We start from the raw sequence: 11,188 nt of genomic DNA, 5'->3' as shown, positions 1-11,188 counted from the left end.
GCGTTTGAGGACGAGGCCGTTCAGGCCGATAGCGGGGGTCTGGGGGCGCAGCCCCCAGGGATGGGACGGGTAGGGGCGGCGGGGGCGAAAAAAGCAAGCGCTTAGAAAAGTGCGGCCCGAGTCACACGCCCGCACACGTGACCTCGACCATACGTGCGGGTAACTTCCCACACAGGTCCGCCTACACCCCCGTACGCCAATGGAGCCGTAGATGCCCGAAGCCGTGATCGTCTCGACCGCCCGCTCCCCCATCGGCCGCGCCTTCAAGGGCTCCCTCAAGGACCTGCGCCCCGACGACATCACCGCCACGATCATCCAGGCGGCACTGGCCAAGGTCCCGGAGCTCGACCCCAAAAAGATCGACGACCTGATGCTCGGCTGCGGCCTCCCGGGCGGCGAGCAGGGCAACAACCTCGGCCGCATCGTCGCCGTGCAGATGGGCATGGACCACCTCCCGGGCTGCACCGTCACCCGCTACTGCTCCTCGTCGCTCCAGACGACCCGCATGGCCCTGCACGCCATCAAGGCGGGCGAGGGCGACGTCTTCATCTCGGCGGGCGTCGAGATGGTGTCCCGCTTCACGAAGGGCAACTCCGACAGCCTCCCGGACACGCACAACCCGCTCTTCGCGGAGGCGGAGGCCCGCACCGCCGAGGTCGCCGCCAGCGAGGGCGCGAGCTGGCACGACCCGCGCGAGGACGGCCTCGTCCCCGACCCGTACATCGCGATGGGCCAGACCGCCGAGAACCTGGCCCGCATCAAGGGCGTCACCCGCCAGGACATGGACGAGTTCGGCGTCCGCTCGCAGAACCTCGCCGAGGAAGCCATCAAGAACGGCTTCTGGGAGCGCGAGATCACCCCGGTGACGACCCCGGACGGGACGGTCGTCAGCAAGGACGACGGCCCGCGCGCCGGAGTCACGATGGAGGGCGTCGCGGGCCTCAAGCCCGTCTTCCGCCCCGACGGCCTGGTCACGGCGGGCAACTGCTGCCCGCTGAACGACGGCGCCGCCGCCGTCGTGATCATGTCCGACACGAAGGCCCGCGAGCTGGGCCTGACCCCGCTGGCCCGCATCGTGTCGACCGGCGTCACCGGCCTCTCCCCCGAGATCATGGGCCTCGGCCCGGTGGAGGCGTCGAAGCAGGCTCTCGGACGCGCCGGCCTGACCGTCGACGACATCGACCTCTTCGAGATCAACGAGGCGTTCGCCGCCCAGGTGATCCCCTCCTACCGCGACCTGAACATCCCGCTGGAGAAGCTGAACGTGAACGGCGGCGCGATCGCGGTCGGCCACCCCTTCGGCATGACCGGCGCCCGCATCACCGGCACGCTCATCAACAGCCTCCAGTTCCACGACAAGCAGTTCGGCCTGGAGACGATGTGCGTCGGCGGCGGCCAGGGCATGGCGATGGTCATCGAGCGCCTGAGCTGACACCCGGGCCGACGTCCGAGCCGAAGCACAGCAACCAGCAAAGATGTAACCGCAGTTGAACGCAGTGTGACCGAACCGGCCCAGAGCCCAGTCACCACCGGGACTCTGGGCCGTTTTGTGATCCAATCTCCCCCAGGATGTGACCTATCTCCCCCTGGAGAGCGATTTACGCAGGTCAGAGCCGTTACGCAGTCAAACACCAGGGCTAAAGTCCTGTCCCTTTCGTGACGTTACGCACTGACAGCTGGTTAGTCCGCCCTTCAAGCTGATGTAGGAAGTCGGGGGTCGACTTTGAACCGGGAGTACGTCAGTGAGCACCACGTCTCTTGCTCTGCTGCTCGCCACAGCCACCACCACGGCCGTGGGCGTCGCCGTTCTGCGCACCCTGCAGGCGCTGCGCCGACAGGTCGCGGCCCTGCGCACCGAGCTCGCCGAGAGCCGCGCCACGGCCGTACGCGGTCTCGTGCCCGCCGCCCGCACGACCGCGGACACGGACGAGATACGCGCTGCCGTGGCCGAGGCGCTCGCGGAGGAACGCGAGCGGGAGCTGGCGGAGGCGCGGGCGTTCTGGGCCGCCCAGGAGGCGCGTGACGCCTCGGACGCGCCCACCCTGCTCGGCCTTCCGGACAGCGAACTGTTCCTGCCGCGCCAGTCGGACTTCGCGGGCCTGGAGCACCTGGAGCCGGTGACCGAGTCGCACACCGACGCCGACGAGTTCGCCGGTGACTCGCCCGAGCTGGCCGCGGCCCGCCGCCGCCACCCCTCGCACCCGGACTTCGTACCGGTCCAGTCACCGGTCGTGAACGACCACGAGCGCACGGTGGCCTGCCTGGAAGAGCTGGCCGAGTCCCGCACCGAACTGGCCGACGTCCGCCCCGGCCCCCTCGGCACGCTCGACGTCTACGTCTTCACCGACGGCACCACCCTCTGCATGACCCCGGGCCACCGCGAAACCGCCGAACGCCTCGCCGACTCCCTCCGCACCGGCCACCCCCCGGTCCTCCTGGGCGGCTCAGGAGTCTCCGGCGCCTACGCCCTGACCTTCGAGTGCGGAGCAGAGAACGTGTATGTCCTGGCGGACAGGGTCATAGCCTCGCTGTAAAGGCACGCCTCAGCAGAAGCGCGCCCCAAAGGGGCGCGGGGAACGGCGCGATCAGCCACACCCAACCCGCACCCGCCAACGAACGCTCAAACCCCCGCCCTCTTCTGCGCCTCCTCCACAAGCCGCACAGCCTCCACGACCTCGTCCTCGGTCGTCAGCACAACCGCCAAATCATTCCCAGCCACAGTGATCTGATCCGCGGCCGCGAACATCCCCGCATCAGGCATCTCCCGTGGCTTCCCCGCAGGGTCCTCAAGAAGCTGGGCACGCAGTGCCAACTCCCTGGCCAGCCCCAGCGCCTCCGCGGCAGCGCCCCGCTGCAACCGGCTCTGCGGCGCAGCCCGCAACCGGTCGGCGAAATGTTCCACGGCACGGGTCAACGGCGTCGTATCAAGCACGCCGCGAGACTACGCGCCACACCTGGACTGTTGCCAACGACCGAACCCTCAGGCACGGTGGCGTTAAGGACCGGCTTACATCCCCTTTGCGTCCGGAGGCGCCGATGTCCCAAGTCTTCTCCGAGGAGACCCATCGCAATCTGCTCGCCCGCATCCCCCACTGCACCGGTCGTGAGATCTCCGACTGGCTGCGAACCGTCGACGAAGGCCCCGCTCTCTTCCGCTTCGAGGAGAAGGTCAGCTGGCTCCGCGCCGAGCACAACCTCGCGTACGGCCACGCCAAAGCGATCATTCACGAGTACGACCTGAGGAGGGCCGCGCGCAAACTGCTCTGAGCGCGCACCAAAGGACACCACATCGCGTCAAACGAAGAAGGGCCCGCGAACCAGAGGTTCGCGGGCCCTTCAGGCACTACTTGGCACTGCTTGCCGGAACCACCGGCGCGACTATTAGTCGTCGCCGCTGAAGATGGCGACCAGCCGCAGCATCTCGACGTAGATCCACACGAGGGTCATGGTCAGGCCGAACGCGGCCAGCCATGCCTCCTGGCGCGGTGCGCCGTAGGCGATGCCGTCCTCGATCTGCTTGAAGTCGAGCGTCAGGAAGAACGCACCCAGGATGATCGCGATGATGCCGACGATCGCGCCGAGCGGGCCCATGCTCCGCAGCCCGCCGTCCTCGGCGACACCGAAGACGACCAGCAGCAGGTTGACCGCCGTGACCAGGATGAAGGCGATCGCGATGGCCATACCGATGCGCGCGTACCGAGCGGTGACGCGGATCCAGCCTGCCTTGTAGATCAGCAGGGTGGCGCCGGAGACCGCCATGGTGCCGAGCACGGCCTGGAAGGGCGCGCCGGACCACCGGCTGTTGTACATCTCGCTGATCACGCCGAGGAAGACGCCCTCGAACGCGGCGTACGACAGGATCAGCGCGGGCGAGGCCTTGCGCTTGAAGGTCTGGATCAGCGCGAAGACCATCGCGATGAGCGCGGCGCCGATGGCCAGGCCGAAGCTGCTCGACGAGACCGGCAGCAGGGCCCATGCGAGGACGGCACCGACGGTGACGGTGCCGAGTGTCATGGCCGAGCGCGCGACGACGTCGTCCATCGTCATGCGGTCTACGGCGGGCGGAGCCTGCGGCGGTGCGCCGTGCTGCAGGTCCTGCGGGGCGTACGGGTTCTGAGCGTAAGGATTCTGCGCGTACGGGTTGCCGCCCTGCGGGGCGTGCGGGGTGCCCTGTGCGTACGGGTTCCCCTGCGTTCCGACAGCGGGGCCCCCGGCCTGCGGCGCGGTGTTGAAACCCGCGTAGCCGTTGTCGCGGCTGAACCCCCGTCGCGAGAAGACCGGGTTGCTGCTCCTCATTTCACTCCTCCATGGCCACCCTGCGTGGCCTTGGCTCAAGAGTAATGGGTAGGCAAAAGAATGCCTCTAGTGCCTGGGGAGGATCTTTCCCCTCCTGTGACCGGGAACACCAGGGTTCCCCCCGGCATTCCCCGCACCGTTACAACGCCGGTACGCACTCTTCCGGTTCCCCCTTCCGGGGCACAACACTCCGGCTTCCGGGGCACATCACTCCAGCGGGAAGCCGGTGTACCCCTCGGCGAGGTCCTGCTCGGCGGAGCGCGCGGAGGCGATCCGCTCCAGCCGGGCGAGCTGGATGCGGTCCTCGAACGGCGTAGCGTCGGGCGAGCGGTGCAGCAGCGTCGTCATCGCGTACGAGAACCGCTCGGCCTGCCACACCCGCCGCAGACAGGTCTCGGAGTACGCGTCGAGCCGCTCGGCCGACCCGGTCTCCTTCTCGTACGCCAGCGCCCGCGCGAAGGTGACGACGTCCCCGACCGCCAGATTCAGGCCCTTGGCGCCGGTCGGCGGCACGATGTGGGCGGCGTCCCCGGCCAGGAAGAGCCGTCCGTGCCGCATCGGCTCGTGCACGTAACTCCGCATGGGCGTGACGGACTTGGCGGTGATGGGGCCGCGTCGGAGCCGCCAGTCGTCGGCCGTCTCGAAGCGCCGCTCCAGCTCGTCCCAGATCTCCTCGTCGTCCCAGGTCTCCGCGTCCGTGCCCTCGGGCACCTGGAGGTAGAGCCGCGAGACGGACGGCGAGCGCATGGACAGCAGGGCGAAGCCGCGGTCGTGTCGGGCGTAGACGAGTTCGTCGTGCGAGGGCGGCACATCGGCGAGGATCCCGAGCCAGCCGAAGGGGTACGTCCGCTCGAAGACCTGGGTGAGCTCCTCGGGGATCGCCTTGCGGGCCACGCCCCAGAAGCCGTCGCACCCGACAACGTACTCGCACTCCAGGACGTCCTCGCGTCCCTCGTGCCGGAAGCGCACCCGCGGGCTCTCGCTCTCCGCGCCCTCGACGGCCAGCGCCTCCGCCTCGAAGAGCAGCGGACCGCCCTCCTTGAGCTGCAATGCGATGAGGTCCTTGCACACCTCGGTCTGGGCGTAGACCATCACGGACCGCCCGCCGGTGAGGGCGGGGAAGTCGACGCGATGGCGCCGCCGGTCGAACCGCAGCTCGATGCCGTCGTGCCGCAGCCCTTCGCGGTCCATGCGCTCGCCGGCGCCCGCCGCCCGCAGCACGTCCACGGTCCCCTGCTCCAGGATCCCGGCCCGCTGCCGCTGCTCCACATACGCCCGGTCCCGGCTCTCCAGCACGACGGACTCGATGCCCGCGTTGTGGAGCAGCCGCGCCAGCAGCAGCCCGGCCGGCCCGGCTCCGACGATCCCGACGGTGGTACGCATCGACACGCCCCTTCGCGCTCCCATGACCCATGGTGTGTGTTCGCACTGTTCACGGTGTTCCGTGTACTGCGTGCGTTCGCGTAGTGAACTTTTATTCACCATCTCACTGCCGTGAGTCTCCGACGGGTCGAACCCGCTGTCAACGGTTACGGGGTGAAGTCTTCAATGAAGGATGAACGCTTCTTCGGGACGTGCCGGGACGTGCCGGGAATAGCGGAAGTGTCGGAGGTGCCCGGAACCGGACTTGAACCGGTACGCCCGCGAGGGGCAGCGAGGTTTAAGCTCGCCGTGTCTGCATTCCACCATCCGGGCAGGCCATGGGCTCCGCATCGAGTGTTCCGAGCCTATCGGGACGCATCCCCCGAACAGCGGAAGGGCGGACCGATGTTGTCTTATTTTATTGACGTCTGAGGGTGCATCAGCCCACGGTACGGGCCATCCGCACTTGCCAAATGCCCTTCGGCCGAAGCTGGACGGCGTATGGGGAATGACGTGATTTCACCGCCCGAACGAGCGGAACCTGACGAACCGTCGCCGATTCCCTCTCAGGGGCGGGTGTCATACCCAGGTATGACACGGGGCCGCGTGGTCCGACCCGAGTCTGTCTTCGGAACCGGAACAGCGGGTGACTACAGCGCGCCGATCGGCGTCGACGATGGAACGGTCGTCCTCACTCGTCGTCGTACCGACTAAGGAGCACCCTCCCGTGACCACCACTCCCCTCGCCGAACGCGCCACCACGGTGGCCGCCCGCGCCACGGAACTGTCGAAGGTCTACGGACAGGGGGAGACCCAGGTGGTCGCCCTGGACCGGGTGTCCGTCGACTTCCGGCAGGCCGAGTTCACCGCGATCATGGGTCCCTCGGGCTCCGGCAAGTCCACGCTGATGCACTGCGTGGCCGGCCTGGACACCTTCTCCTCCGGGTCCGTCCGCATCGGCGAGACCGAACTCGGCTCCCTCAAGGACAAGCAGCTCACCAAGTTGCGCCGGGACAAGATCGGCTTCATCTTCCAGGCCTTCAACCTTCTGCCGACGCTCACGGCCCTGGAGAACATCACCCTTCCGATGGACATCGCGGGCCGTAAGCCGGACAAGGAGTGGCTGAACACCGTGATCCAGATGGTGGGCCTGGCCGACCGCCTCACCCACCGGCCCGCCCAGCTGTCCGGCGGCCAGCAGCAGCGCGTTGCCGTGGCCAGGGCGCTGGCCTCCCGGCCGGACATCATCTTCGGCGACGAGCCCACGGGGAATCTGGACTCGCGTTCCGGTGCCGAGGTGCTCGGCTTCCTTCGCAACTCCGTAAGGGAGTTGGGGCAGACCGTGGTGATGGTCACGCATGACCCGGTGGCTGCCGCGTACGCGGACCGGGTGGTCTTCCTCGCCGACGGACGGATCGTCGACGAGATGTACCGGCCGACCGCGGACAACGTGCTCGACTTCATGAAGCAGTTCGACGCGAAGGGCCGCACCAGCTGATGTTCCGCACCGCCCTGCGCAACGTACTCGCGCACAAGGCCCGGCTGCTGATGACCGTGCTCGCCGTGATGCTCGGCGTCGCGTTCGTCTCCGGGACCCTGGTCTTCGCCGACACCCTCTCCAACGCCTTCCGCAACCAGTCGGCGAAGAGCTACGACGACGTCGCCGTCTCCATCACCTCGTACGCCAACACCGACGACGCCAAGGAAGAGCCCGGCCTCTCCCGCAAGACCCTCGACAAGGTCTCCGCGGTGGACGGCGTCGCCGCCGTGTCCGGCCGCGTCGACGGCTTCGCCGGGGTCGCCGACCCCGACGGGAAGCTGATCGGCGTCGGCTGGTCCAACAAGGGTTCCAACTTCGCCCCCGGCGAGGACGGCAAGGACCCCGCCTACACGTTCACCGACGGCTCCGGCCCGGTGAAGGACAGTCAGATCGCCCTGGACAAGGAGTCCGCGGCCAAGGGCGAGTACCAGGTCGGCGACCGGGTCCGGGTCGCCACGAACGGGCCGGTGAAGGAGTTCACCCTCAGCGGTGTGTTCACCACCGAGGACGGCGCGGTGAACGCCGGCGGCAGCCTCGTCCTGTTCGACACCGCCGTCGCCCAGAAGCAGTACCTCAAGCCGGGCTACTTCGAGAGCGCCACCGTCACCGCCGCCCCCGGCGCGACCGACACGAAGATCCTGGACGCGGTCAAGCAGCTGCTGCCGGACACCGCCGAGGCCGAGACCGGCCAGGCGCTCGCGGACCAGCAGGCCGAGGAGATCGAGCAGGGTCTGGGCAGTCTCAAGCAGGTCCTGCTCGGCTTCGCGGGCATCGCGCTCTTCGTCGGGATCTTCCTGATCTCCAACACCTTCACGATGCTGGTCGCCCAGCGCACGAAGGAGATCGCCCTGATGCGCGCCGTCGGTGCGTCGCGCAAGCAGATCACCCGCTCGGTGCTCGCCGAGGCCGCGGTGGTGGGCCTGGTCGCCTCGCTGATCGGCTTCGTCCTCGGCGTCGGGCTCGCGGTCGGTCTGCGGTCCGGGATGGCCGCGTTCGGCATGAAGATGCCGGACGGCCCGCTGATCCTGTCCGTCACACCGGTGATCGCCGCGATCGCCGTCGGTGTGCTGCTCACGATGTTCGCTGCCTGGCTGCCCGGCCGCCGGGCCGCGAAGATCCCCCCGGTGGCGGCCATGAACAGCCTCCACGCGGTGGCCACCACCAAGTCGCTGGTGCTGCGCAACTCCATCGGTACGGCCATCACCGGCCTCGGCGCGGCCGCGATCGTGGCGGGTGCCTCGACCGGCGGCGACGACGGCCGGCTGTACATCGGGGCGGGCGCGTTCTTCGCGCTGATCGGCGTGATCATCCTGATCCCGCTGCTGTCCCGGCCCGTGATCGCGCTCGTCCGTCCGCTGCTCGTCGGTCCCTTCGGGGTGTCCGGCAAGCTGGCCGGCCAGAACGCGGTCCGCAACCCGCGCCGCACCGGCGCCACCGCCTCGGCGCTGGCGATCGGACTGACGCTGGTGACCGGCCTGTCGGTGCTCGGTGCCACGGTCGGCACGGCCATCGACAAGATGACCACGGACAACATCAAGGCCGACTACATGGTCTCGATGGCGAACGGCGGGGACCTCGACCAGTCCGCACTGACGGCGCTGGAGAAGGCCAAGGGCGTCACCGCGGTCTCGCCGCAGGAGGACGTCGGCCTCAAGGTCGGTGCCGACGACTTCGTGTCCGCTTCGGGGGTCACACCGGGCGCCATCCAGCACGTCCTGAACGTCGACGTCGTCAGCGGCGACATCGACTCGCTCGCCAAGGGCCAGATCGCGGTCGCCGAGAAGACGGCCAAGAGCAGGGGCTGGAAGACTGGCGACAGCGTCAACGTCACCTACACCGACGAGAAGAAGGCCACGCTGACGGTCGGCGCCGTCTACAAGGACAGCGAGTTCCTCTCCCCCGTGCTCATCGACACCAAGGTCGTGAACCCGCACGAGGTGAGGCCGTACATCCCGCAGATCTTCGTGAAGGTGGACGGCGGCCAGACCGCGGCGAACGAGCAGGTCCTCACCGACGCGCTGGGCGACAACCCCGCGATCAAGATCATGGACCAGCAGGACATCCGCAACGAGTTCGGCGGCGCCATCAACACCCTGCTGAACATCATGTACGGACTGCTGGCGATGGCCCTGATCATCGCCGTGCTGGGCGTCGTCAACACGCTCGCGATGTCGGTCTTCGAACGGCAGCAGGAGATCGGCATGCTGCGGGCGATCGGTCTCGACCGGCGCCGGGTGAAGCGGATGGTCCGGCTGGAGGCCGTGGTCATCTCGGTGTTCGGCGCGGTGGTCGGCATCGGTCTCGGCTCGTTCCTCGGCTGGGCGATCGGCGAGACCATCGCCGAACAGATCCCGGGCTACGCGCTGGTCCTGCCCTGGGAACGGATCGGGATCTTCCTGGTGCTGGCCGGACTGGTGGGCGTCCTGGCCGCGCTGTGGCCGGCCCGCAACGCCGCGAGGCTGAACATGCTGAACGCGATCAAGACCGAGTGACCACGTCCTTGCGCACCGAAGGGCCGGGCTCCCCCGCGACGGGGGAGCCCGGCCCTTCCTCTTGCGTCCTCTTGCGTCCGGATCAACCGCGCTCGCGCTCAATCCACTTGCGGGCCCGCAGTGGCATCCCCGAGTCACCCGATCCGGCTGTCCGCACCGCCAGCACCTGGTTGACACCGATGCGGTTGCGCTCGAAGGCGAGCGCGGAGGCGGCCATGTAGAGGCGCCAGACGCGGGCCCGGCCGGGGCTGGTGAGACGGACCGCGTTCGGCCAGTCCGCCTCCAGGTTGGCGACCCAGCGGCGCAGGGTCAGCCCGTAGTGCTCCCGGATCGACTCGACGTCACGGACCTCGAACCCGGCGGTCTCCAGCTGGCCCACGGTCCTGCCGATCGGCGCGAGCTCGCCGTCCGGGAAGACGTACGCGTCGATGAACTCGTCGACCTGGTACGCCGATTCGTCACGCTGCGGGCGGCGGCCGATCTGGTGGTTGAGGAGGCGTCCGCCGGGCTTCAGGAGGGCGAACAGGTCCCGGGCGTACTCCAAGTAGCGGTCGCTGCCCACGTGTTCGGCCATGCCGATGGAGGAGATCGCGTCGTACGGTCCGTCGGTGACGTCCCGGTAGTCCTGGACGCGGATCTCGACACGGTCGGTGAGCCCCTCTTCCGCGACGCGCTTACGGGCGTACGCGGCCTGCTCCTGCGACAGCGTGACGCCGACGACGCTCACGCCGTGCTCGCGGGCGGCGTGGATGGCCATCGAACCCCAGCCGCAGCCGACGTCGAGCAGCCGCATGCCCGGCCGCAGGTCCAGCTTGCGGGCGATGAGTCCGAGCTTGTCGCGCTGGGCGTCCTCCAGCGTGGCCTCCGGGGACTCCCAGTAGGCGCACGAGTAGACCATGGAAGGCCCGAGGACGATCTCGTAGAAATCATTGCCCACGTCGTAGTGGTGGCTGATCGCGCGTCTGTCGCTGCGCTTGGTGTGCAGGTGGGTGCGTCGGCGTACCTCCTCACGGGGCGGGGCGGGCGGCAGCGGCGGCCCCGCCATCTTCACGAAACCGCGCGCGGCGGCCCGTACGTCCGGATCCCCCAGGGCCTCGCGCAGGCTCCTGGCGTCCTCCCCCCGCTCCCACACCAGCCCGGCCATCACTTCCAGAACGGCGTACAGATCGCCGTCCACCGTCAGGTCACCGGCGACCCAGGCCCGGGCAAGGCCCAATTCTCCCGGCTTCCACAGAAGTCGGCGCAGGGCCCGGCGGTTCCGTACGACGAGTACGGGGGCCTCGGGCGGGCCCGCTTCCGAGCCGTCCCAGGCGCGAATCCGCACCGAGAGCGGGGCTCCCAGCAACTGCTCCATCAGCGCCTTCAGCCGCAGCGCCGCGTCCTGCATGACGCACACCTCCGTGACGACGGATCCCACAGACTCCAACACCACGTAAACACCAACGCGCCCAAAGCGCAGTCCCGCTAAAGCGTTACGTCTGTGCAAAACACGGATTTC

The 11,188-nt window shown here is 68.6% G+C and carries 9 protein-coding genes and 1 tRNA gene; 5 read left to right on the top strand and 5 right to left on the bottom strand.

Annotated elements, in window-relative coordinates:
* The first annotated feature begins 211 nt into the window (after nucleotides 1–211).
* Together GAS53_RS09480 and GAS53_RS09475 are read left to right on the top strand one after the other, a co-directional pair.
* Nucleotides 212–1,432, top strand: a complete 1,221-nt coding sequence (locus GAS53_RS09480; RefSeq protein WP_151477026.1) for an acetyl-CoA C-acetyltransferase — start codon at nucleotides 212–214, stop codon at nucleotides 1,430–1,432.
* Between the two features lie 310 nt (nucleotides 1,433–1,742).
* Nucleotides 1,743–2,534 carry a hypothetical protein gene (locus GAS53_RS09475; protein ID WP_151477025.1) on the top strand — a complete coding sequence of 264 codons (792 nt, stop codon included), beginning with the start codon at nucleotides 1,743–1,745 and terminating at the stop codon, nucleotides 2,532–2,534.
* 86 nt (nucleotides 2,535–2,620) lie between these two features.
* Here the strand turns inward: GAS53_RS09475 and GAS53_RS09470 are convergent, their stop codons facing one another.
* Nucleotides 2,621–2,932, bottom strand: a complete 312-nt coding sequence (locus tag GAS53_RS09470; protein ID WP_192583041.1) for a hypothetical protein — start codon at nucleotides 2,930–2,932, stop codon at nucleotides 2,621–2,623.
* Between the two features lie 104 nt (nucleotides 2,933–3,036).
* On the opposite strand from GAS53_RS09470, the gene GAS53_RS09465 reads away from it, so the two are divergent.
* Nucleotides 3,037–3,267 carry a DUF4287 domain-containing protein gene (locus GAS53_RS09465; RefSeq protein ID WP_128375861.1) on the top strand — a complete coding sequence of 77 codons (231 nt, stop codon included), beginning with the start codon at nucleotides 3,037–3,039 and terminating at the stop codon, nucleotides 3,265–3,267.
* A gap of 114 nt (nucleotides 3,268–3,381) precedes the next feature.
* On the opposite strand, the gene GAS53_RS09460 is transcribed toward GAS53_RS09465, so the two are convergent.
* The 3 genes from GAS53_RS09460 to GAS53_RS09450 all read right to left on the bottom strand — a co-directional run bounded on the left by GAS53_RS09460 (nucleotide 3,382) and on the right by GAS53_RS09450 (nucleotide 5,991).
* Nucleotides 3,382–4,296: a Bax inhibitor-1/YccA family protein gene (locus tag GAS53_RS09460; protein WP_151477024.1), complete on the bottom strand. Its 915-nt coding sequence runs from the start codon at nucleotides 4,294–4,296 to the stop codon at nucleotides 3,382–3,384.
* A 207-nt stretch (nucleotides 4,297–4,503) separates the two neighbouring features.
* Complete coding sequence (locus GAS53_RS09455) at nucleotides 4,504–5,679, bottom strand: 4-hydroxybenzoate 3-monooxygenase (RefSeq protein ID WP_151477023.1); 1,176 nt, start codon at nucleotides 5,677–5,679, stop codon at nucleotides 4,504–4,506.
* A 229-nt stretch (nucleotides 5,680–5,908) separates the two neighbouring features.
* A tRNA-Leu gene (locus GAS53_RS09450) sits at nucleotides 5,909–5,991 on the bottom strand.
* A gap of 394 nt (nucleotides 5,992–6,385) precedes the next feature.
* Between GAS53_RS09450 and GAS53_RS09445 the strand changes: the two genes are divergently transcribed.
* On the top strand, nucleotides 6,386–7,156 hold the full coding sequence (locus tag GAS53_RS09445; RefSeq protein WP_151477022.1) for an ABC transporter ATP-binding protein: 771 nt from the start codon (nucleotides 6,386–6,388) through the stop codon (nucleotides 7,154–7,156).
* On the top strand, nucleotides 7,156–9,690 hold the full coding sequence (locus GAS53_RS09440; RefSeq protein ID WP_151477021.1) for an ABC transporter permease: 2,535 nt from the start codon (nucleotides 7,156–7,158) through the stop codon (nucleotides 9,688–9,690). The genes GAS53_RS09445 and GAS53_RS09440 overlap by 1 nt, the downstream gene beginning before the upstream one ends.
* Before the next feature lie 82 nt (nucleotides 9,691–9,772).
* Here the strand turns inward: GAS53_RS09440 and GAS53_RS09435 are convergent, their stop codons facing one another.
* On the bottom strand, nucleotides 9,773–11,077 hold the full coding sequence (locus GAS53_RS09435) for an SAM-dependent methyltransferase (protein WP_151477020.1): 1,305 nt from the start codon (nucleotides 11,075–11,077) through the stop codon (nucleotides 9,773–9,775).
* Nucleotides 11,078–11,188 lie beyond the last annotated feature (111 nt).

The organism is Streptomyces albicerus, assembly GCF_008905045.1.
GTDB lineage: Bacteria > Actinomycetota > Actinomycetes > Streptomycetales > Streptomycetaceae > Streptomyces > Streptomyces albicerus.
Note: the sequence above shows the minus strand (reverse complement) of the source record. Positions and strands in the feature narration are given on the sequence as shown.